This window comes from Paenibacillus aurantiacus (genome assembly GCF_042431225.1).
Taxonomy (GTDB): domain Bacteria; phylum Bacillota; class Bacilli; order Paenibacillales; family Paenibacillaceae; genus Paenibacillus_Z; species Paenibacillus_Z aurantiacus.
In genome coordinates this window covers 40,881-63,242 of the sequence record NZ_JBHMDO010000041.1, presented here as the reverse complement: position 1 = coordinate 63,242, position 22,362 = coordinate 40,881, and the positions used below count along the sequence as shown (strand labels likewise).

22 protein-coding genes are annotated in these 22,362 nt (G+C 58.9%); 9 read left to right on the top strand and 13 right to left on the bottom strand.

Annotation, left to right across the window (positions count from 1 at the left end):
• The first annotated feature begins 94 nt into the window (after window positions 1–94).
• Both ACFFSY_RS25315 and ACFFSY_RS25310 read left to right on the top strand, forming a co-directional pair.
• A complete protein-coding gene (locus ACFFSY_RS25315; RefSeq protein WP_377499381.1) occupies window positions 95–562 on the top strand; it encodes a GNAT family N-acetyltransferase in 468 nt (155 codons plus the stop codon).
• A gap of 38 nt (window positions 563–600) precedes the next feature.
• Window positions 601–1,008, top strand: coding sequence for a GNAT family N-acetyltransferase (locus ACFFSY_RS25310; protein ID WP_377499379.1), 408 nt, complete (start codon window positions 601–603; stop codon window positions 1,006–1,008).
• A gap of 153 nt (window positions 1,009–1,161) precedes the next feature.
• Here ACFFSY_RS25310 and ACFFSY_RS25305 read toward each other — a convergent pair whose 3' ends face one another.
• From ACFFSY_RS25305 to ACFFSY_RS25290, 4 genes are all read right to left on the bottom strand, one after another.
• Entirely contained in the window at window positions 1,162–1,992 is an 831-nt protein-coding gene (locus tag ACFFSY_RS25305; protein ID WP_377499513.1) for a YitT family protein, read from the bottom strand.
• Between the two features lie 27 nt (window positions 1,993–2,019).
• On the bottom strand, window positions 2,020–2,457 hold the full coding sequence (locus ACFFSY_RS25300) for a hypothetical protein (RefSeq protein ID WP_377499377.1): 438 nt from the start codon (window positions 2,455–2,457) through the stop codon (window positions 2,020–2,022).
• 118 nt (window positions 2,458–2,575) lie between these two features.
• Complete coding sequence (locus tag ACFFSY_RS25295) at window positions 2,576–4,621, bottom strand: molybdopterin-containing oxidoreductase family protein (protein ID WP_377499375.1); 2,046 nt, start codon at window positions 4,619–4,621, stop codon at window positions 2,576–2,578.
• A 168-nt stretch (window positions 4,622–4,789) separates the two neighbouring features.
• Window positions 4,790–5,581 (bottom strand): PaaX family transcriptional regulator C-terminal domain-containing protein, encoded by a 792-nt coding sequence (locus ACFFSY_RS25290; RefSeq protein WP_377499373.1) that lies wholly within the window; start codon window positions 5,579–5,581, stop codon window positions 4,790–4,792.
• Window positions 5,582–5,708: 127 nt separating this feature from the next.
• Between ACFFSY_RS25290 and ACFFSY_RS25285 the strand changes: the two genes are divergently transcribed.
• Entirely contained in the window at window positions 5,709–6,404 is a 696-nt protein-coding gene (locus ACFFSY_RS25285) for a metal-dependent hydrolase (protein ID WP_377499371.1), read from the top strand.
• Between the two features lie 225 nt (window positions 6,405–6,629).
• On the opposite strand, the gene ACFFSY_RS25280 is transcribed toward ACFFSY_RS25285, so the two are convergent.
• Both ACFFSY_RS25280 and ACFFSY_RS25275 read right to left on the bottom strand, forming a co-directional pair.
• Window positions 6,630–7,649, bottom strand: a complete 1,020-nt coding sequence (locus tag ACFFSY_RS25280; protein ID WP_377499369.1) for a 2,3-butanediol dehydrogenase — start codon at window positions 7,647–7,649, stop codon at window positions 6,630–6,632.
• A gap of 36 nt (window positions 7,650–7,685) precedes the next feature.
• The gene (locus ACFFSY_RS25275) at window positions 7,686–8,291 is read right to left on the bottom strand and encodes a TetR family transcriptional regulator (protein WP_377499367.1); all 606 of its coding nucleotides are present in this window, start codon (window positions 8,289–8,291) and stop codon (window positions 7,686–7,688) included.
• A 216-nt stretch (window positions 8,292–8,507) separates the two neighbouring features.
• Here ACFFSY_RS25275 and ACFFSY_RS25270 point away from each other — a divergent pair, with 216 nt between their 5' ends.
• The 3 genes from ACFFSY_RS25270 (at window position 8,508) to ACFFSY_RS25260 (ending at window position 10,074) form a co-directional block, all read left to right on the top strand.
• Complete coding sequence (locus tag ACFFSY_RS25270; RefSeq protein WP_377499365.1) at window positions 8,508–9,356, top strand: methyl-accepting chemotaxis protein; 849 nt, start codon at window positions 8,508–8,510, stop codon at window positions 9,354–9,356.
• A gap of 190 nt (window positions 9,357–9,546) precedes the next feature.
• Entirely contained in the window at window positions 9,547–9,837 is a 291-nt protein-coding gene (locus tag ACFFSY_RS25265) for a hypothetical protein (protein ID WP_377499363.1), read from the top strand.
• Between the two features lie 126 nt (window positions 9,838–9,963).
• Window positions 9,964–10,074 (top strand): PEP-CTERM sorting domain-containing protein, encoded by a 111-nt coding sequence (locus ACFFSY_RS25260; RefSeq protein WP_377499361.1) that lies wholly within the window; start codon window positions 9,964–9,966, stop codon window positions 10,072–10,074.
• Window positions 10,075–10,461: 387 nt separating this feature from the next.
• Here ACFFSY_RS25260 and ACFFSY_RS25255 read toward each other — a convergent pair whose 3' ends face one another.
• Together ACFFSY_RS25255 and ACFFSY_RS25250 are read right to left on the bottom strand one after the other, a co-directional pair.
• Window positions 10,462–11,391: a VanW family protein gene (locus ACFFSY_RS25255; protein WP_377499359.1), complete on the bottom strand. Its 930-nt coding sequence runs from the start codon at window positions 11,389–11,391 to the stop codon at window positions 10,462–10,464.
• A 33-nt stretch (window positions 11,392–11,424) separates the two neighbouring features.
• A complete protein-coding gene (locus ACFFSY_RS25250; protein ID WP_377499358.1) occupies window positions 11,425–12,525 on the bottom strand; it encodes a hypothetical protein in 1,101 nt (366 codons plus the stop codon).
• A gap of 183 nt (window positions 12,526–12,708) precedes the next feature.
• Here ACFFSY_RS25250 and ACFFSY_RS25245 point away from each other — a divergent pair, with 183 nt between their 5' ends.
• Window positions 12,709–13,674 (top strand): TolB family protein, encoded by a 966-nt coding sequence (locus ACFFSY_RS25245; RefSeq protein WP_377499356.1) that lies wholly within the window; start codon window positions 12,709–12,711, stop codon window positions 13,672–13,674.
• A gap of 77 nt (window positions 13,675–13,751) precedes the next feature.
• Here the strand turns inward: ACFFSY_RS25245 and ACFFSY_RS25240 are convergent, their stop codons facing one another.
• On the bottom strand, window positions 13,752–15,485 hold the full coding sequence (locus ACFFSY_RS25240) for a protein kinase domain-containing protein (RefSeq protein ID WP_377499355.1): 1,734 nt from the start codon (window positions 15,483–15,485) through the stop codon (window positions 13,752–13,754).
• Between the two features lie 206 nt (window positions 15,486–15,691).
• Between ACFFSY_RS25240 and ACFFSY_RS25235 the strand changes: the two genes are divergently transcribed.
• Window positions 15,692–15,817, top strand: a complete 126-nt coding sequence (locus ACFFSY_RS25235; RefSeq protein WP_377499353.1) for a hypothetical protein — start codon at window positions 15,692–15,694, stop codon at window positions 15,815–15,817.
• 90 nt (window positions 15,818–15,907) lie between these two features.
• Here ACFFSY_RS25235 and ACFFSY_RS25230 read toward each other — a convergent pair whose 3' ends face one another.
• The gene (locus tag ACFFSY_RS25230) at window positions 15,908–16,666 is read right to left on the bottom strand and encodes a hypothetical protein (protein WP_377499351.1); all 759 of its coding nucleotides are present in this window, start codon (window positions 16,664–16,666) and stop codon (window positions 15,908–15,910) included.
• Window positions 16,667–16,933: 267 nt separating this feature from the next.
• On the opposite strand from ACFFSY_RS25230, the gene ACFFSY_RS25225 reads away from it, so the two are divergent.
• Window positions 16,934–18,880 (top strand): stalk domain-containing protein, encoded by a 1,947-nt coding sequence (locus ACFFSY_RS25225; RefSeq protein WP_377499349.1) that lies wholly within the window; start codon window positions 16,934–16,936, stop codon window positions 18,878–18,880.
• Between the two features lie 76 nt (window positions 18,881–18,956).
• On the opposite strand, the gene fucU is transcribed toward ACFFSY_RS25225, so the two are convergent.
• From fucU to ACFFSY_RS25210, 3 genes are all read right to left on the bottom strand, one after another.
• A complete protein-coding gene (gene fucU / locus ACFFSY_RS25220; RefSeq protein WP_377499347.1) occupies window positions 18,957–19,391 on the bottom strand; it encodes an L-fucose mutarotase in 435 nt (144 codons plus the stop codon).
• Complete coding sequence (locus ACFFSY_RS25215; protein ID WP_377499511.1) at window positions 19,385–20,812, bottom strand: alpha-L-fucosidase; 1,428 nt, start codon at window positions 20,810–20,812, stop codon at window positions 19,385–19,387. The genes fucU and ACFFSY_RS25215 overlap by 7 nt, the downstream gene beginning before the upstream one ends.
• A 224-nt stretch (window positions 20,813–21,036) precedes the next feature.
• Window positions 21,037–22,191: a hypothetical protein gene (locus ACFFSY_RS25210; protein WP_377499345.1), complete on the bottom strand. Its 1,155-nt coding sequence runs from the start codon at window positions 22,189–22,191 to the stop codon at window positions 21,037–21,039.
• Window positions 22,192–22,362 lie beyond the last annotated feature (171 nt).

Sequence of the window (22,362 nt, the reverse complement as noted above, 5' to 3'; positions counted from 1 at the left end):
CTCTTTCGGGAATTGCCTCTTGCCAAACGATGGAAACCTCTATACCTTTGTTTTCAGACGACTCGATGCATATCTAGCGATTAGGAGGCGAGTGATGACCACCTATGTGATTCGGTCAATCCGCAGCGCGGATGCCCGCGACATTTACGCGTTGAATCAAGACTTTAACGCGACGTTCGCCGATTTTGACGAAGAGCGCGTCCGGCAGAAAATCGACATCATCCTGACAAGCACGAACGATATCGTATTGGTTTGCGAGTACAACGGCCGCGTGGTCGGCTATATTCACGGCAGCCCGTACGAATTGCTTTTTGCGGATTCCCTCCTCAACGTCCTCGGCTTCGTCGTCGGAGCCGAGGCGCGCAATCAAGGGATTGGCGGCCGACTGATTACCCGCCTCGAGCAATGGGCGGAGCGCCATGGCTACGCGGGCGTCAAGCTTCTTACCCATCCGAGCCGTACGGCGGCCCACCATTTCTACGAACGGCGTGGCTATGTATGGACGAAAGACCAAAAGAATTACATCAAGACCTTCGCGAATTCCGCTGACCGCGAAAGCTAGATCGACTCATTCGCAAATGGATAAGGGGGCATGCAACCGTGCATATAACGAATCGGTCGGCTCTGCCGAATAAACAAGATTACTTCGACCTCTATCAAACGACGGGGTGGAATAAGCGAGGCGTCTGGACGGCCGACATTCTTCATGAAGCGTTGAAAAACAGTTGGCACGTCGTTTCGTTATATGATGGCGAGCATCTTGTCGCATCGGGACGCCTCGTCTCCGATGGGTTCATTCAGTGTTTGATCTGCGACATGATCGTCCTGCCGGCCTATCAGAATCGCGGGCTTGGACGAAAGGTATTGAACGAACTGCTCGAGCATTGCCGAGCGAGCGGCATACGATGGGTTCAACTTTCCTGCGCGAAAGGCAAGAAGGGGTTTTATGAACGCTTCGGTTTTCAGGAACGCCCGTCCGACGCGCCCGGCATGCAGCTCTTCCTTTGATTTGCCTTTCGATGCTTCGTCGACATGGTCCCTTGGGAGATGGGCTTTGGCCGGAGCCTGCCATATGCCGGACAACCGCCTCGGTCTGCAGCGATAATCGCAAAACTTCCCTTCCGATTGGACGGCATTCTTCAGCACGAAAGATCATCCGAGCTAACTCCACCCTTTACCGACCACCTCGTGCGCATCGCTGAAAATAACGAACGCATCGGGATCGGCCTCTTTCACGATGTTCTTCAGCTTGCCCGTCTCGTTGCGGCTAATGACGCAGTACAGGATCTCCTTCGGCTCGCGCGTATAGGCGCCTTTGCCGCTTAGGAACGTGACGCCCCGCTTCATCTGCTGCAGCACGGCGGCGGCGATTTTGTCCGGCTCGTTCGAGATGATCGTCACCGCCTTGGCCGAATACGACCCTTCCTGCACGAAGTCGATCAGCCTCGCGCCGATCGTGATCGCGATCAGCGTGTACATCGCCCGCTGCAGATCGAGATAGATGAGCGACAGCACGATGATGATCATGTCGGTCAGGAATAGCGTTTTGCCCAGGCTCCAGCCCCAGTATTGGCGGCACAGCAGCGCCACGACGTCCATGCCGTCGGTCATCCCGCCGTATCGGAACACGATGCCGAGCCCGATGCCGACGAATGCGCCCGCGTAGAGGGAAGCGAGCAGCGGATCGTCCAGCTTCTTGGAAGCGAACTCGAACGCATACAGGAAGAACGACAACGAGACCGCCCCGATGATGGCATAGATGAAGCTCGTCCGCCCCATCACTTTCCACCCGACGAGCAGCAGCGGAATGTTGATCAGAAAGCTGGAGATGCCTGGATTCCAGCCGAGCAAATAATTCAGGATGAGCGACACGCCCATAATCCCGCCCTCGGCCAACCCATTGGCGATATTGAAATAATTGATGCCAAAACCCATGATCGCCGCCCCGATCACGATGGCAACGACATTGAAAATCTTTATGTTCTTCACGATATCGCTCCTACCGGTTATGTCCTTGCTCTATTGGCCAAAAGCAGCGTGCGTACCCGAGAATGGCGCGTCACTATCGACGCCGCAAGCACGCTTGCGCACGCCGTTAGTGACCTGTACATCCCTATCGACGCCGCAACTACGCTTGCGCACGCCGTTAGTGCGCCGCAAGTCACTATCGACGCCGTGACCACTCTTGCGCACGCCGTTAGTGCGCCGCAAGTCACTATCGACGCCGCAACTACGCTTGCGCACGCCGTTAGTGCGCTGCAAGTCACTATCGGCGCCGCGACCACGCTTGCGCACGCCGTTAGTGACCTGTACATCACTATCGACGCCGCGACCACGCTTGCGCACGCCGTTAGTGACCTGTACATCACTACCGACGCCGCAACTACGCTTGCGCACGCCGTTAGTGCGCTGCGCGTCACTATCGGAGAGCAACCTCCGATAGTCGGCCCCGCCCATTATCGCTGCCGCACGCCTCGTCCAACACGCATCGCTACCGTTAAAATAACCCCGGCTAGCCACAGCTAACCGGGGTTTCCATGCTTTGCCGTTCCTTGCCGGGAGAGCCGCCAGCCTGCTATCCGACCTTCTCCACGTCCACGCGGCCGGAGAAGAAGGTGGCGCCGCCGCCCATATCGGCCACGCGCGCCGGGGTGAGCGCGTTGAGCGTGTCGCCGCCGCGCTCCGGATCGTCGGCCCACAGCCCTTGGCTCAGCACGACGCCCGGCAGCAGATCCGCGCCGACCGAAGCGGTCAGGACGCAGGAGCCGCGCCCGTTCCACACCCGAATCCGGTCGCCGGTCGCGATGCCGCGCGCCGCCGCGTCCACCTCGTTCATGTGCAGCTTCGGCGTCTTCTCCAGACGCACATGCTTCTCGTTATGGGAGAACGTGGAGTTCAAGAAATTGTGATTCGGCGCCGGGATATACAGGAACGGCAGGTCGCCGTCCTCGACCAGCGGCGTGTACGTCGGCAGCGCCGGATAGCCCCTGCGCGCCATCGTCTCCGAATACAGCTCGATCTTGCCGCTCGGCGTCGGGAAGCCCGTCTCGAGCAGCGAACGAACTTCGCCGCGGACGTACTGATGCTCCACGAGCGCCTCGTACGTCACGCCTTCGAGCACCGGGTTCCCCGAGTCCGTCAGCGATTGGCGGATAAGCGCCTCGTCGGAATCGTACAGCGCCGGCTCGTCGAAGCCCATGGCCCCGGCCAGCAGCCGGAAGACGTCCGTATTCGATTTGCTCTCGCCGTACGGCCGCATGACCGGCTCTTGAATCTGCACGTAATGGTGCCAATACGACGCGTAGAAATCCAAATTCTCGTACGAGGACGTCGCCGGCAGCACGATGTCGGCGTATTTGGCCGTCTCCGTCAGGAACAGCTCGTGCACGACGGTGAACAGGTCCTCCCGCTCGAGCCCTTGCCGTACCTTGTTCGCATCCGGGGCGACGACCGCCGGGTTGCTGTTGTACACGTACATCGACCGCACCGGCGGGTCCAGCTCCGTCAGCGCCTGGCCGAGCAGGTTCATGTTCACGCGGCGCGCCGACTTGTTCTTCCGCAGATCCGGCCGCTGCAGCGCGCGCACGTTGTGCTCGAGATAGCCGCCGTTGCCCTTGATCGCGCCGCCGCCCTGATGCCGCCACGCGCCCGTCACCGCCGGCAGGCAGGCGATCGTCCGGATGCACATGCCGCCGTTGTCATGGTGCTGCGGCCCGTTGCCGATCCGGATGAACGAAGGGTGCGTGCCCCCGTACAGGCGCGCGAGCTTGTAGATATCCGCGACCGGCACGCCCGTGATCGAGGATACCAGCTCCGGCGTATACGGCTTCACTTGGTCGCGCAGCTCCTCCGCGCCAACCGTGTACTGCGCCAAGAACGCCTCGTCCGCCATCCCTTCCGCGAACAAAATATGCATGAGGCCCAGCGCCAGCGCCGCGTCCGTACCCGGCAGAATCGGGATGAACCAGTCCGCCCATCGGCCCGTCTGGTTCTTGTGCACGTCGATGACGACGACCTGCGCCCCGTTCTTACGTGCCTTCTCCGCGAGCATCACTTGATGCATGTTCGTGGACGCCGCGTTAATGCCCCACATGACGATCAGCTTCGCGTTCACCGTCTCCTCGGGATCGGTGCCGACGCTTGCGCCCATCGTGTAGCCGTATCCTTGCGAGCCCGCCGCCGAGCAAATCGTGTATTCCAGCTGCGTCGAGCCCAAGTAGTGGAAGAAGCGGCGGTCCAGTCCCTCCGTGCCGATCATGCCCATGTTGCCGTAGAACGAATACGGCATGATGGATTCCGGACCTTCCTCGGCGATAAGCGTCTTCCACTTGGACGTGATCGTCTCGATCGCTTCCTCCCAAGTGATGCGCTCGAACAAGCCTTCGCCTTTCTTGCCGACGCGCTTCATCGGATATTGCAGCCGTTTCGGATCGTACAGCCGCTCCGCCACGTTCCGCACTTTATTGCAAATCTTGCCCTGCGTCACCGGATGCGAAGGATCGCCTTCGACCTTGACGATTCGGCCATTCTCTTTATGAATAAGCAGCCCGCACTGATCCGGGCAGTCCAGCGAGCACACCGAGGGAAATACTCCCGTCTCTTGTTCCGCAAAACGCGTCATGTCCTCGTTCCTCCCTCTCGCCTACTGCGCGCCGCCTTGGCGCTTTTCGGGATAAATATCGCAACAATCGCACCTTCTATCCTACCATATTTCGCGCCTTCCCGGCATCGACAATATCAGGGCTGCATCGCACAGGGAGCCAAGCGCAACGCCCCGGACAGGAAGGAATTACACGAGAAACTGATAATAGGTCGAAGAACTGGGAATAAGTGTAGCGAACGACTGGAACGACCGATGCAGCTCGGCGATTACGCGATGACCGATCCAATCGCGGGGTAGCAGCGATAGCGGGAGCATGGGATCCTGAAGGCTGATCTCGCTGATCACCTCGCCCAGATGCAAGTAAAGGACGAAGAGCGCAAGCGGATCCATCCCGCCTCGGATTTCCTTGTCGAGCGCCGGCATGAATTCGTCTTGATACCACTGCCGCTTCTCCTGATGCAGGCGGTGGATGTCGGCTAGCGGCCAAATGTCGGCTGCCCGCTCGGGCGTAATATCGCGAAACAAAATCGAGGCTTCCGAGATCGTGACGTAGTCCTCCATGGAAGCCGCATGAATCAAGGACAAGAGCTGCTTGCTGTAGTCCCAAGGGGAGACGTATACGCCTTTATAGAGCTGGCCGAATCCCAGCTGCAGCAGCTGTAGACGGAATTGATCTCTTCTTTGCCTCTGCGGCTCGGGCACCTCGAAATGCACGAACGTCCATTTGCGATTCCAGTCCGCGTCGGACTGCCGCGGTTTTCGATTTACGAACGATAGAAACTGCTCGCCTTTGTCCATGATAGAGTAGAGGGAGCGCTCTTCCGCATGAATATACTTTTCTTTCTTCATTCGGGAGAGTACGTTCCGGATCGACTGCTCCTTATATCCACGCTTCGTATAGATTTGCACGAATTCTTTCGCATGCATTGAACGTTTTTTGGTCAGCAGGAATAGCATCTGCTTCTCGATTGAAAGCATTCGGTCGTGATCCCCTTCCAGAAATCTTGCTAGCGTCATTTTATCTTAATTTGACAACAAATGAAACGAATAATATACTCTTCACGTCGTCATATGACGAATAACAAGTATAAGCGAGGGAGAACAAATGAACCTTATTTTTCACGGACACTCTTGCATTCAACTTTCGGATGGAGAGCACTCGATCGTCATCGATCCGTTCCTGAGCGGCAATCCCGTTGCCAAAGCGAAAGCCGAGGACATTAAAGTTCAATACATCTTGCTTACGCACGGACACTCGGACCACACCGCCGATGCGGAAGCGATCGCCAGAGCGAACGATGCGACCATTGTCGCGACCTTTGAGCTTGCGAACTATTACGCGTGGAAGGGTCTGAAGACGATCGGAATGAACATCGGAGGGACGGTGGACTTGGGATTCGCCAAAGCCAAGCTCGTTCACGCCTTCCACAGCTCTTCGATTATTGAGGAGGATTCCCAGCGCATCGTCTACGCGGGCATGCCGGGCGGATTCATACTCGATTGGAATGACGTAACGCTTTATCATGCGGGGGATACTTCCTTGTTCGGAGATATGAAAATGTTCGGCGAGCTCCACGATATTGATTATGCGGTGCTGCCGATCGGGGATTTCTATACCATGGGACCTCAGGATGCGGTCATTGCGGCAAAGTGGCTGCAAGCCAAGAACGTGATTCCGGTGCATCACAGCACATTCCCGGGCATCGCGCAAGATACGGCAGCCTTCACCGCGCAGCTGAAGGAGCACGGCATCGAAGGCCTCGCTCTCCAGCCAGGAGAGCAGCTCTCGCTTCTAAAATAAGGCTCGCGGCAACGCTGTACATATCAATCCGGCGCAGCTGCCGGTTCACCCAACAACAGGCAAAAGCTGCTTACTAAACGAAAACCCAGCCCGACACGTTAATTTTCGTGTATCGGCTGGGTTTTTGCTTGGCAAACGTCAATCGCTCACGTCTGCAGCTTTATTCGCTTTGAATCGTGTGCTCATATGCCTCTCCTCGCGTGCTCCCGTCTAACACCTTAACGGTTACTTCGCCGGCGCCACGAGAATTTTGCACTGCTTCCGGTCTTGCGTCAGCGCCTCGAAGCCCTGTTCGACCAGATCATCCAGCGCGATGATGCTCGTGATGACCGCTTGCCCGTCGATGATGCCGCCCGCCAGCAGACGAATCACTTCCGGGAACAAATTCACGTACGCATAAGAGCCGCTGATCGACGCTTCCGTGCGGACGATGACGTTCGGGTCGAACGTCACCGGCTTCTCCCAGACGCTGACGATCTTGAACTCGCCGCCCGGACGGACCGCGTAGACGCCCGATTGGAACGTCGCTTGGACGCCGGCCGCGTCGTACGCCACTTCCACCCCGCCGCCCGTCATCTCGCGGATGAACGCGGCCGCATCCGTCTCAAGCGGATTCACGACATGCGTCGCGCCAAGCTCGGCCGCCTTGGTACGCCGCTCCTCCGACACCTCGACGACGAAAATCTCGCTCGCGCCCGCAGCCTTCACCGCCTGAAGCAGCAGCAGACCGATGGGACCTGCGCCGAATATGGCCGCACGGTCGCCGAGCTTCAGCCGGCTCTGACGAACGGCATGCACCGCGACGGCCGTCGGCTCGACCAGCGCGCCGAGTTCCAGGCTCATTCCTTCAGGCAGCACGAACGCGTTCTCTTGCTTGACGACCGCGTATTCGGCAAAGCCGCCGGAGTGGGTGTAACCGTACCCCTGCCGGGCGCTGCACAGATTCACGAATCCGCGGCGGCAGTTCTCGCAGGAGCCGCAAGGCATGAGCGGCTCGACCGCTACGCGGTCCCCGACCTTCACGCGCGTAACGCCTTCGCCGATCTCCGTCACGACGCCAGAGAACTCATGCCCGAGCACCGGCTGCGTGCGGATTGGGTATGGACCCGCGATGTATTCGTGCATATCGCTGCCGCAGATTCCCGTATAGGCGACTTCGACCTTCACCATACCGGCCGCAACCTCCGGAACCGCGACCTCTTCCACCCGAATATCCTTCGCTCCGTAGATCTTAGCTGCTTTCATCTGACGATTCCTCCTCTTATATGTTGGCCCATACAACTATCTGTCATCTCGCAGTCCCTGCAGAATATAACGAACCGCCATCTCCGCCGCTTCCTCTTGCGAGAGCGGCATCTGCTCCCCCGCCGGGCTTGCGAGCTCCGGCAGCACGAACGGATTCATGCGCGAGAAGATGAGCGTCCCGACTATAAAGTGCGTCGCCATTGGCAGCGAGTTGAACCGGAATCGCCCTTGCGCGGCCCCGGCTCTCAGAATATCGGCGAGGTGCCGCCACGTCGGATGGATCGCCCCGGTCAGCCGCGGCAGCCGCGGACTGTTCATCATCATCTCCTGCTGAAGCACGTTCAGCAGCTCCGCCTCCTCATGCCGGTAACGGACGAAGCGGCGGGCGAACTGCCCGAGCGCCGCCTCCGGATCCGACAGATCGAATCGCAGCTCCCCGAACAATCGCTGCAGCGGCTCGAATATCGCGAAGAACACGCCTTCTTTGCCGCCGAAATGATAGGACACGAGCGCCAGCGCCACGTTCGCGCGTTCGCAAATATCCCGCACGCTCGTCCCCTCGTAACCGCGTTCGGCGAAAAGCGCCTTCGCCGCGGCCAGTATCTTCGCTTTCACTTCCGCGCCAGGCTGCTGCGGCTTCATGATCGGCATCGCCTCCGGAAGAACCGCTGCATACGGCTCTGAATTAAACAAGCGTTTTGAACAACTGTTCAACTTCTACAACCTCACTATACGCCTCCTTATGACATGGCGTCAACCAATAATATTGCGCTATACAAGTTTCAGAAAAAGAGGTACGCTAGTATGTGCCTTCATTGGCGTACAATCCATAAATCTAGAAAAAATTAGGTGAGATGAATGACCATGACCGATACGCAATATTTCGAATCCTATATGACTTCCTTCCCCGTGCTGGAGCAGCTGTTCTCGGTCGATGCGGCCATCGCCTTGACCGATAAAGAGCAATTCGTCCGTTACAAAGCATCCTCGACATTCACCCTTCACTTGAAGGAAGGAAGCAAGCTCGCAACAGAAGCGGACAAGAAGGCGATCGCCGAGTTCGCGCTCGAAACGGGGCAGACGCAGACTGCCCGGTATCCGAAGGAATACTTCGGTTTCCCGATCGCCGCCAAAGCGATTCCGCTCATGAATCCCGATACGGGGAATACGGTTGGCACCTTGCTAATCGCCATCTCGCAGGAGCGGGAGCAGATGCTCGCCGACATAGCCGCCCAGCTGCAAGCGTTCGCCGGCGTGCTTGCGCAATCGTCCGGCAAGCTTGCCGCGGGATCGGAACAGGTCGCGGGCAGCGGTCACGAGATGAGCGAGAGTCTGGCCCGCATCGAAGCCAAGATTAAAGACGTCGACGAAGTGATCCAGTTCGTCCGCTCCGTCGCCGACACGACCAACCTGCTCGGGTTGAATGCGGCGATCGAGGCGGCGCGCGCAGGCGATCACGGACGCGGCTTCGCGGTCGTGGCCGGCGAGATCCGCAAGCTCGCGCAAGAAACGAAGAACTCCGCCGCGCAGATTACGGACGTCCTTACGAGCGTGAAGAACGAGATCCGAGGCATCTCCCGGGCCGCCCTCGAATTCGCTTCCCTCAGTCAAGAGCAGGCCGTGCAGACCGAGGAAGTCGCCACGGCCAGCGAGAAGCTGGGACAGCTATCCGAGCGTCTGACCCGGCACGCCGCCGATCTGCAATAAGCAAGTCTGCCTTCGCGCTGTCCGTCGAATACGCGGACAGCGCTTCTTCGACAAAATCCCTCATTTTTCGCCCATTTACAACCCGTGTTCGTCGAGATACAATGTACTCCATGGTTTTCAAATACGCATCGTAACGCGCTCCCCGCAAGGCAAGCGAACAATCCGAAATTTAGGAGAATCCACAACCCTCATGACCACCGTTTCCACTTATTCCAGTTCCCCTTACACGTACATCGCCGGCGAGAACTATTTGCTCGTCGTGGATGCCGATCACGAAGTCGTCGAACTCATTCCTTACCTCGACATGCGCTTGTCGCGCGGCGCCGAGGACTCGCAGCTTCCCGCCATTGCCGTCAGTTTCTGCTCGCGCCAGCAAGAACCTTTCCTGATCGTGGGCAACGGCGAAGCCGACCTGGACGCGTTTCACGCCTCCCTGCTTGCCAAAGTAAAGGACCGCTGCCCAGACCAGGCCTCCGCTTAAGAATTAAGAAGACGTCCTGCCCTCATTGCCCCATCCATCCGCAAACAATACCGGCTCATGCGAGCATAAATCCTCGTTCCGGATTCATCCTATAAGGGTAAAGTTCGATATAGGAGGAGGGTTTCCATGAGCTTGTTCCATCTGTACTACATCATCATCTTCAGCGTCCTTCTCGCGCTGGGCATCGGAGGCATGGCCTGGTTCGTGTTCCACCGCCGCAAAAGAAGAGCACGCTGACCGGGCGCTCCCCGCATGCGTGCCAGCTTGCCGCCGCACCGCGGCATGAACGGCCATGCGCGAATGACCGCGGGCGTCCCTGACTCGGCGTCTGCTTGTACCAGGCTCGGCTGGCCATAAATAGATGCATCCCCACTCGGCGTATGCTGGACACGCGCCTCCTTGCCGCTTGCATACCACAGCCTGACCAGCGTCATCACACAGTCCAAAGCAAACGCGGACCGGGAAGGTGCGCGCTGGACGCGTGCCCCCTTACCCTTACACACCACCGCCTGACCAGCCCGTCATGGCTAGGCCAACGCAAGCAAGCGCGAGCCGGGACGGCGCGCGCTTGCTTGGCTTATTTGGCTTGTGCATGGGTCCGCGAGATCCCTGCCATATTCGTCGTCACGGTTGTATCTTCGCTTTGGCGGACGCGGCTGGCGTCTCTTCCGGCAGCTCCCGCGCATTCATCCCAGGCACCTCGCGCGGCACGAATTCCATCTCGTCGGACGAATAGAGCACGACGAAGATTTTGCCGTGCACGGCGTTCGAGCGAATGAGAATCGGCTGGTTGTACGGATTGCGGAACACGAAGTCCGGCCCGCCCCAGCTGACGGTAGCATCCCGCCCCGGCCGGACGTAAGGCACGCTGCGGCTATGGGAATAGCGCGCCTTAATCTCCAGACCCGCGCGGTCAGTCGCGTTGAAGAGCGTGGAGGATACTTGGCATATGCCTCCGCCTACCCCCTCCGACAGTTCTCCCCGCACAATGATCGGCGCCTCCAAATATCCCTTAGCCTTCGTTCGCCTGCCGACCACCTGATTGAAGGAGAATTTCTCCCCCGGGAACACAACCGTATTATTGATCGCCTGCGCCGCCAGTGCGATATTATGCGCGCGATTATGATTACGGGCGTTGAAATACGTCACGTAATAGCCGATCGGCCTGCGGCGGATCTCCGCCAGCAGCTCGGAGTCGACGCGCGCGGCGACCGGCCGGAGCGGCGCTTCGACGAAGGCCGCTCCGGCCCCGTAGAAATACCGGTAGAACTGCGCCGTGAAGGCGCGCTCGTCCAGCCGCAGCCCCTTCCGCTCCGGGACCACCCGCCCGTTGTCGGCGATATAAGCGTTGGTCGGCGGGACGTACGCGCGTTTCGCCAACTTCGCGATCAGCTGATCCATTTTGTCCAAATTGACCATCGTCACCCCGGGCAGCGTGTAATCCGCCCGTTCCACGACGAGCGGCTCTGCGTCATGCATCGCGATGGTCATCTGTTCCGTGCCCCCGCCGCCCGCAAGCATTGCAAGCAGAGCAGCCGCCCATACCCCTTGCATGTTGCGTCACCTCCTGGGAATTGGAATGCTATTCTATCTGAACTCGACCTGTTCCATCTTCCATGGCTGCCACGGCGCGCCGCGCCTCAGCCGGAAGAGAATCCGCCGCTCTTCTTTGCCTCTCTCTGCATGATAGAACGTCGCCCGCACGACTCGTTCCGTCTCGAGCACGCCCGTATCTTCAGCCGGCTGCAGCCCCGTCTCTTGGCGCGCCGCCGTAATCGTCGCCACGTGATGCTGCATCGCGGGCAGCTGCGCATGATGGCGGCTCGGGAAGAGCATCGCCATCAGCTCCCGGTCCTTCTGGTTGATCGCAGTGAAGAACAGCGTAACGAGCTCCTCCGGCGCTGCGCTGCGAACGAATTCCTGCAGCCGGCCTGCCGCCTTATGCACCATCACTTGATGATCATGGTCGATGCTGCGCGTTTTGTGCGTGCTGCTGCCCAGGAAGTGAATGCAGAAGTGGCCGCTGAAATCGTTGTCCGGGATGCCGTCTCCGCCGTGCGGCATGCCATGCATGGAGGCCGCCAGCCGGTAGCCGTCCTTACTGACGAGAATAGCGCGCCGCTTCCATGTCCACTTGCCGTTGTAAATTTGCTTCATGACCGCGGTGTCCTTCTTCGTCAGCGGCTGCACGTCGGCATGCGTACTGCCAGCCCGCCGCTGAACGGCGAATTGAAGGCCGCTCTCCAGGTCGGTGACGGTGAAGACCGACTTCATCGTCACCACCTTCGCCGCTTCCGGCCACTCGAGCAGGTCGCCGTAGTGAACCGAGCGTAGGAACGTCAAATAGCCTTTCAGCTCTGCTCGCATACCACCGGGCAGCTGCACGGCAGCGCTGGCGTCCGGATCGTACAGCCCGAAATCCGGATCGACGACGTAACGCCTTCCTCTCACCTCTAGATAGAGATCCGAGACCGGCTCAGGCTGCTTGGCCCATACGGGCGACTTCCCGATGATCCGCGACCAGCGTTCGGCGTCGACCGGCAGCTCGGTCTCGAGCTTCGCGGTCCGCGATATTTTGACTACCAATCTACCGCCGGCCTCCTTCTCCGCCGGGCTTCCTTGGGCGGAGCCGGCCAGCAGGAAGCTGGCCGCGCCGCATAACAACAGGCTTTTGATCAAGCCGGACATGCCGTTACCCCTCCATCGTATGTCGCTCGTATCCTGATTCGATCGTGCAACCGCTTCTGGTATAGGATGCCATCGGTTTCTTCTTCCTATTCTCGCCAGCCCATTATGAAAAAACATTCACGCCTGAGCGCGGCATTCCGTGAATATACTGCATAAGAATCGTTCGCAAAGGAGGCGTTACGGGTGCAGCAATTCGAATTGCAGCTGCAGAACGGCTATGGCCTGATTGCTTTCACGTCCAATCGCGGTGGAGCCTTCGCAATCTGGCTCTACCGTCCTTCCGACGGGTGGTGCGCGCCTCTCACCAGAGGACTCGCTGTAAGCGCATCCATCCCGTACTGGTCGCCCAACAAACGCAAGCTTGCCTTTATCGGAGAAGAAAGCCGGGTCTACATCATCGATGCGCTCACCGGCGCCGTGGCCGCTTTGAACCGGGTCGAGCCATATACGTTCCTCGACTGGTCGCCCAGCAGCCGAATCGTCGGCTTCGCCACCCCGGAAGGCATTACGCTGTACGACACGATCTCCCATCATGCAGCTGCCATTGCGCATCCAGGCGCGTATGACCTCAACTGGTTCCCCAGCGGACGGGAGCTGCTATTCGCGGCGCCGGACGCGGACGGGAACGGGCAGCTGTACCGCGTACAGACGGACGGCGGCGGCCTTCAGCAGCTGACGGATCAAAAGGAAGGGCCCATCCATCACGTCCGCTTGTCACCCGACGGCAGCCGCGTGCTCTACACGTACCCTGGCGCGAGCATCTCGCTAATCGCCACGGTCGAACTGGCTACAGGCGCCGTGCACCGCTTGGAAGGCGGACCGCTATCCAAGAACGCCAATCCCGTCTGGTCGCCGGATAGCCGCAGCATTGCCTATAGCGCGACCGTATGGGAGAACGACCGGTACAGCGCGCAGATCGAGACCGACCTGGCACAGGGCGGACGCCGCCAGACGATCGCGACCGCCAGCTGTTACGCCTCGGTCGTCAGCTGGTCGCCGGACGGCAATCTCATCGCGTACACCTCCGGCTGCCTTGAGACGGGAGACGAAGCGACGCAAATGTGGGTGGCCGACGCGGACCTTCGCCGCTCGCCGCAGCAGATCGTGGACGGCGCGGCCATCACGTCGCTGCAATGGTCGCCGTCTTAAGGAGCGCGGACATGACGAAAAGGCTGAGACAGCTTGAAGCTGCTCAGCCTTTTCGTTATATGGACGCGGACTAGCTATTACAACAAGTTCAGCTTCACCGCGGCGGTAACCGCCTTCACCCGGTTGTTCACCTGCAGCTTGTCGAAAATATTGCGTGTGTGCACCTTCACCGTCTCCGGCGAGAGGACGAGCTTTCCCGCGATTTCCTTCTTGGTTAAGCCCGCCGCCAGCTCGCGCAGCACTTCCGTCTCCCGCTCGGTCAGCGGGGAGGCCGGCGCGAGCGCCGGCTGCTTCTCCGGCTTCGCAAGTCCTGGCGCGCCTCCGCCGAAATACGCGAACAGCTGATGCACATAGTGGATTTGAGAAGCGAGCATGCCCAGCACGCCGTACCGTTCCGGTCCGAACACGCCCTTCGTCAGTTTGTTCTCCATGTACAGCATGCCGAGCCACTCGCCCTGGATCGTGACGGGCATGCATAGCATCGACTTCACGCCGCTGCGCGCGACGTAACCGCTGCCTGCGAACATGCCATCTCCGGCCGCATCTTTCAGGGCGAGCGTCCGACGCTGCACGAGCGCGTAGCCGACCGCTTCGGCGCAGATGTCCGCGAATTGCTCGAGCGGGACGCCCGGCGAGTCGAAGCTTCCGCCTTCTGCGGAGGAAGCGGCATGCTCGACGACCGCGCCGGAGGGAGCAAGAGAGAGGTAGCAGGCCCGGTCGGCGCCCGCAATCTCGATCAGAATCGTCATCAACTGGCGGATGAGCCGGCCGGTATCCGCTTCCTGCGCGAACGCCTGCGAGGCGCGCATGACGGCGGCCAAATCAAGCATCTTGGCGTAATCGAATCCAGCCTGCTCGGCGGACGCCGAAGGCTCGGCCTGCTCGACACCAGCCGACAGCACCTGAATCGCGTGCTCGCCCGAAGGGGATGCTGCCGGAACCGGCAGCTCGTGAAGGCCGGGTTCGAACATCTCCAGCCGTCCGTCTCGCTCCCATGCCGACATGCATCGCTCCAGGTCGGCGCGCAGTCCGCGGGCGCTCTGGTATCGCCGCTGCACGGATTTCTCCAGCAGCTTCAGGACGACTCGCGCAAGCATCGGCGGAATCAGATACGACGGATTGTCCAGCGGATCGGGCTGCTTCGCCATATGGGCGTGCGCCCAGCCGAGCGGATCGGACGCTTGGAAAGGCAACCGGCCGCCCGAGAGCATCTCGTAGCACATGACCCCGAGCGAATAGAGGTCCGTGCTTCCGCCGATCGGCTCGTTCATCCGACCCGTCCGCTCCGGCGCCATGTAAGGCGGACTGCCCTCGATCAGCGGCATACTGCGCGCCTCCCGCCCCTCGCCGGTCAGGACGGAGTGGCCCATGCCCGTCACGAAGACGCGCTTCGTGGAAGGCACGTAGATCAGCGTGTCCGGCCGAATATTCATATGCACGATATGCTGGTCATGCAGCTGCTCCAGCACGCGCGCGATTTGGATCGTCATCGCTAAAAAAGCAGGCACATCCAGCGGCTGCATCTGCATATAATGCCGCAGCGTCAGCCCGTGAATCCACTCGCTCGCCAGAATAAGCCCGTTGCCTTTACGCAGCAGGTTTAACGGCTTTAGTACGCCGGGTATATCAAGGTTACCGGCAATCTCATATTCATTCATCAGCTTCGCGTTCTCCAGCATGGCCCGCGGACCATCCTTCACGAGCTTCAGCAGCACCGCCTGGCCCGACGCTTCATGCTCCGCGCGGCATACGCGAATGAAGCTGTCCTCGAAGATGAGCTCGCGAATGAGGTAGCCTGGAATTTCAGTCATGAAGTCCCCTCCCATTCCTGCTTCCATTATACTAGGGGAACCGCTAGAGAGTCGAATCATGACGAAAAAAAGAACATATATTGCGATGTATGGTTGCTGCGGGAGCAGACGCTGGAAGAATTTTCAGAATTGTATAGTCAATTTGGTTGATTTTTTAAAAGCGCTTACATATAATGAGAATATGAGCCAGTGAAGGAGGAATTTACATGCGTTATGCGGGTAATTTTGGCGTCGGTTTGATTTGGGGTTCGGTGCTTAGCGCGCTTCTCTGGATGTCGTTCTTCGGCTGGATTCAGTTGATTTCTTCCTCTGTCGACTTGTATCTCAAATAGATCTCTCCTATACTAAGCCGCCTCGGCCCCGAGGCGGCTTTTCGTTGTTGTTCGGGCCCAGGCGCGCCCATGCTGCACCGCGGCTGCGGTTCACGCGCTTCGCTCGGCCATCCTATGCGCAAAGCATCGTTTCGCCGTTTCGATCAAGCTCATCCCGCCCTCAATCAGCGTCAGCGCCTTCTCGGCCGACGCTTCTTCCGGGTAGTAGTCGAGCACCGCCTCGTGAAAATGCGTAATCTCCTCCGCAATATCGGGAACCGCGGCGAGTCTGGCGGCGACTTCCTGCTTCGTCAAGCACCACACGTGCACCCCGTCGCCATGCAGCAGCGTCAGCAGTTGATACGCGACCGGCCAGGCGATGGTGCACATTAGACGCGCGCAGCGTTCGATCCTGTCCTCCCCGTGGTCCAGCAGCGAATGCGAATCGAAGACGGCAGCCGGGTTCAGCCGCCGAAGCGACGCTTCCGCATCCGCGAGAATTTGCGCGTTCGTCGCCTCCGGCAGAAGCAGGCGTCCGGCAAGCAGCCGGTAGGTGCCCGCAATCGGCGGCAAATACGCGCACGTCTCCTTTGATGCGACGCTGAATTGAATATACCGGAACGGCGCCGGGTCGATTCGCGAGAGCTCCCGGTGGATCGCCAGACATAGGGAGAGCGGAAGCCGTCCGGCTTCGCTCAGTGCCTCGTCCACGACATACAGCACATAATCGATGTCGCTGCTGCCGGGTATGACGCCGCCTTTGACCGCGGACCCCTGCACGATCAACCCGATCAAGTGCCGTCCGAGCTGCCGCCGCATGATTCCGCTCACTTCGCCGTTGATCCGTTCGACTTCCTTCGCCAATGCCATGTTGGACACCCGCCTTCACAAGATATGGAAATTACGCCATCATCTCATATGGGCGGTTGACGGTCAAGAGGTTTTACGAATGAAGTAAGCGGTCAAGCGGCTTAGTGAATGAGGGATGCGGTGCGGCATTCTCACTCGCCGAACAGGTCCCGCGTGCCGTCGCAAACAGCATCCACGGCTGAACTTTTGCCCAGCTCCAAAAGGAGGATTTTACCATAATTTGCAGAATTGATTCCCATCTCACTCTGTGTCTAATGGAGGTCTCTCATGAAGCTCATACCCAGCGGCTTGGCTGCCGCCGTCTCGCTGCTGCTAGCCGCATCTCCGCTTCAAGCTTGGGCGGCGCAGCCGGCAGCGCCGGTCACGCAGACAACGGTTTACTTGAATGGAGAACGGCTCGTGCTAAGCGCCGCTCCGATTATGCGAGACGGCACGACGCTCGTACCGTTCCGGCCTATTTTCGAAGCGCTCGGCATGCCCGTCGCATGGGACCCGCAGCAGCGGCAAATCAAGGGACGCAGCGGACAAACCGACATCGTGCTGACGATCGGCAGCCGGACCGCCACCGTGAACGGCAAGCAAATGTCGCTTACAGCAGCCCCGGAAGCGGTGAATGGCGCCGCCTATGTCCCGCTGCGTTTCGTGGGCGAGGCATCGCAATATGCGGTCGCATGGAATCCGGCTTCACGCACGATTACGCTGAATCGGAGAACCGGGTCGACGACCGCGAGTTCGCCAACCGCGTCTACGTCGGCTCAATCCGGCCAACCAAATAAGTCGTCAGCTGAGCAGAACGCGGCAGGACGGATCAACGGGGAAATAACGGGCGAAGCCGCCGGAGCGGGCAAGAGCTGGAACATCGAGCTTTGGCAAGTACTCCCCGATGGCAGGCAACAGAAGCATTCCGATGCCGTCACCGATACGTTAGGTCGTTTCTCGTTTTCGGGTCTAACGATCGGCCAGACGTATATCGCGCAGGGGCAATGGCCGGATTCCGCCAGCTTGCGCGCCGACAGGTTCGTCTATCAGGATGATCCGCCTCCCATTTTAATGCAGGCGATGCCCAATACGGCGGTTATTCGGTTCCTGCTACCAGACGGAGAACCGACCGTCAGTTCCGATATACGGCTTGTGCGTTCCGGTCCATACAGCGCGCAGGACGAACCGGGCGGTATTTACCATATCGACGGCACCAGCACTTATTTGCTCACTGCACTTCGGGAAGGCGGAAAATACACCGTCACCGCCGAGCTGGACAACGAACTTGCCGGTTATACCGTGGCGGCTCCATTGATCTTTACCTACGCAGCCGGCCAACAGAACCGCTATGATGTACAGCTTCGAGAGCCATCCGATATGCAACTCTCCGGGAAGGTGGTCGACGAGAGCGGTGCGCCGATGCACAATATCAAAGTCGATTTTTTCGATCCGAACGACGGAAAGTGGTACCGCTCCGCCTATACGAATAAGGATGGCCGTTACTTTATGGATGGCTTCGCGGAAGGACGCCGGTATAGTTATATCGTAAGGCCTCCTTCGCCAACGTCCGGCACGCGGAGCGAATTTGGTTACAATGCCAACGAGACGTTTACTTACACGGCGGGTCTAAAAGAGCTGCCGACGCAGACGATTCGCCGTGTGCAGCTGACCGGCACGGTCAATTCGCAGCAAGGCGCGCCCGCACAAGCTTTCGTTACGCTTGAAGATGCTGCTGGCAAACCTATCGCGACCTACCCGGCAGGCGAGGACGGATACTTCGGCTTAGCCGGGCTTATCGCAGGACACAGCTACACCCTCACGGCTGTTCCTTTAGGTTCGAGGATAACCGCTTCAACGGGCTCCTGGCTCATTGGCTCCGCTGGCAATCAGGTGAAGAAAACGTTCGTATTCGATCCCTCGAAGCCAACTATTGAGATCTTGCTTTCAGCGGAGACCCAGACTCCATTGCTAGGCGGCAAAATTCAAACCACAGACGGTCAGGCTGCCGCACAGGCCAAAGTATATATTGAATTTACCGATGGAGGCGCATCGCGTTCCTTCACGTCAACTGCGAGCAGCGACGGTTTCTTCTTCGTTCGAACCGATGGCCTCAAGAAAGGCAAAGCCTACGCGGTGAGCGCCGACGGCACCATGAAATCACAGACCTATACGTTCACGATCGAAGACAATAAAGTCGACCTGCCGGCCCTGGTGCTGGACCTCCCCAATCGCTAACCGCAGACGCACCTCAAACGAATTAAAGATGCCCGGCATTCTCGTTCCGCCGCGGCATCTTTTCGTTCCCCTTATCCTACTTCTCCCGGATAACGCCCTTCTTCAAAATCACGTTCCCATATTGCGCCCGCTCGCCGGTCGCCACGATGGCATACGCCGCGCGCGCCCGTTCGTAGAACGCATAGCGCTCCACAAGTCCGACCGCGATATCAGCGCCTGCTCGTTCCGCGATAATGGTCCCGTACGTTGCCCAAATAGGCGTCTCCACCGTATCGCCCGCTACCTTCTCCATCAGCAGCACTGGCTGATCCACGTACTGATCAAGCGGCATGAGCGTTAGAATCGCGTCCAGCAGGTCAGGGATCGCGTGCCCATCGGCGCGGATGATCCGCCGCGCGCAGCTGACTGCCGGGAAGTTGGCGTCGGCCAGCACGATCTCGTCGCCATGCCCCATTTCCATCAGCGTCTTAAGCAGCTCCGGCGAAAGGATGGATGGGATGCCGATCAGCATGGGAGATCCCCCTTGTAGACGGCGAAGGCGGACAGCGTTGGCTGCCATCGAGCGTCCGTAATCGTCAGGCGAATGGTGCGCGACGTGACCGTCTCGAATCGGCAAATCCGCTTGCGCCCGATGACCGTCCCTTCGTATACGGGCTTCCATGCCCCGTTCACCTGCGCCTCCAGCTTGAACCGCTCGATCCGCTGGCTGTACCGGTATTCCTGCAGCACGACATGGTTGAAAGCCGCTTCCTCCGCCAGCTCGACGACGATCTCCGCCTGCTCGGTTCCTTCCTCCGGCGCCCAGTACGTGTCGGGATTGCCATCCAGCATGTTCGCAGCCTCACGACCCTGCGTCGACTCCGATGCGGATACGGTCGCGCTCTGCGCCAGATCCGTTCGGAAAATGGACCGCAGCGTCTCGCCCAGCTCCCGCAGCCGCGCAACGTCATTCTCGTGAAACAGACCGCGGCGGTCGGGCGGAAGGTTGAGCAGGAACGTCGCGTTGCCGCCGACGGACCCGTAATAGACGTGCAGCAGCTCCTCCAGCGATTTGACCCGGTCGTCCTCGGACGCGTGGTAGAACCACCCCGGACGGATCGAGGTATTCACCTCGGACGGATACCAGATGAGCCGGCTCTCCCGTTCGATGATGGCGCGGCTGCCCAAGTCCTCGTCCTGCGAATCGTAGCGCTTCGCGAATTCGCGGTCGTCCGCCTGCTGGGAGTCGGCTTGGATCTTCTCGTTGTCCCGCAGCGACGCAGGCACGACGCTCCACTCCGATTCCCGGCAATGCCCGGCCTCGTTGCCGCACCAGCGGATGTCCGGGCCGCACACCGAGATGACCGCGCCCGGCTGCAGCTCGCGCACCGTGGCATAGTAGGCATCCCAGTCATACTCCTGCCGCTTGCCGTTCGGTCCTTCGCCGCATGCGCCGTCGAACCAGACGCAGAAAATATCGCCGTACCCCGTCAATAACTCCCTCAGCTGTGCGACGAAATAAGCGTTGTAGGCGGGCGAATCGCCGTATGTAGGCGCATGGCGATCCCAGGGGGAGAGGTAGATGCCGAATTTCAGCCCGCCCCTTCGGCACGCTTCCGCGACCTCCCGCACGACATCGCCCTGACCGTTCTTCCACGGGCTGCTCTTCACCGAATGCGCCGTGTACGCACTCGGCCAAAGACAGAAGCCGTCGTGGTGCTTGCACGTCAGGATGAGCCCTTTCATGCCGGCCGCCAGGCAAGCATCGACCCATTGGTCCGCGTCCAGCTCGGCGGGATTGAAGATGGCCGGCGATTCCGTGCCGTGCCCCCACTCCTCGTCCGTGAACGTGTTGACCGTGAAATGAACGAATGCGTAAAACTCCATGTCCTGCAAAGCGACCTGACGTTCGGTCGGCGCGACGAGCGCCGCGCGCTGGATGGCGCTGTTCATCATGAACTCCCCCAAAGAGGTTCGAGTTAGCGAGATGGAATCAAGTTGGGTTATCGATAACTCAAACGGATTTGAGACCTATTATACGCGGTGGGCGGGATCGTGTATAGCCTGTAATTGCTTTTGCCGCTCCCTTCCCGCCGAACTTTTTGCAACACTGCATCGAACAAAAAAAGATGTCCTCCATGAAGGCATCTTTTTTATCCGCGCTTTTTACGCTCGATTCATGTCTTTGTTTTTGTCGTAGCAATCGTCATCGGCGTATCGCCATGTTGGAGATGCTTGTCGCGATGCTCTTCATGAAAGGACTGGCCGTTCTCGTCATCCGTTGGGACCCCGTACATCTGAAAGACCCAGTCATCATTGTTCTCCTGATCCCCTGTCGCATAGTTCTCCAGCGTTACGTTGTCCGAACCCGATTTTAAGATGACCGCGGCCCAGTGATAGTTCCATACGTCTTTATCCGACACCGGTTCGCCTCCGCTCGAGATGGCGTAAGCCCCTCCGATGGCAGGGTTTGCATAGGAGTTGATCCCGTTTATTTTGTCGAATTCAGGGTCTTTTTCCTGTAACTTTTTATATTCATCGGTAAAGAAATTATCCAATTCGGCTAGTTTCTCGTCCTTCTTGCTTTTCGGATTTTTAAGTTTTAAGCGACTATTCTTCTTGTACTCCTCAAATTTTTGCTCATGTTTTTGACCCGATAACTTGTTCACGATCTCCGCTTTCATTAGTCCAGGGTCTGAAGCCGCGTCGGTCGTTTCGCCGCCAAACACCGCATAGAGGTTTTCCGCATCCGCAATCGTATGTGCCGCGAAGCCGCAGTCCGAGTTCAATTTAAAATTCGCGCCCTCTCCACCGCCGTTGTTCTTGCTCGCCTCCACGTTTGGTCTGTCTTTGTGGAATTTAGGGACCAGCAGATGAAGCTCTGGTTTATCGTCATCGATCTTGGAAGAGATTCTCTCATTGCCGTCTTTAAGTTCAATAGGAGAGTTGACCGCTTCCAATGCCGCATTGGCTTCTCCGATTAATTCTACGGAAGCATAGAGTTTTTGGGAGCCCGTCGGGTCGCTTTGCGGAACCGCGGCATCCTCTTCATCGGCAAGACGCAGCTTATCGCTCTCCTTCGACCAGCTTCCAGTGTAGCCTCTATAATCATTCTTCCCGATTTCCGTATACCGTTGAACTACGGCCCGGTTCGGGTCGCGCATCCGCTGAATCATGCCGGAGACGGCTTGATTGCCGGCTGTTTTTTGCAAGTTCATAATCGCGGAGGCCGAGAGCCCTCTCGCCTCGGGCGACGGTCGCGAATGAAGCTGCGGCGCATGAGTCGCGGACGGGATATGGGACTTAGGAGGAACGTACGATCTGCTCACCATTCAACACCCCCTTTGGAAAAAACATGTATATTCCTGACTATATCACGTCCGCTCAGGGGAAATATGTAATCCAAAAGTTGCGATGTTTGCTAGAGAAAGGCGCCTCCCATACCGCTTCCACTGTCCTCCATATACGGCACTTTCGTCCATGGGCATGCTCGCGACCTACCG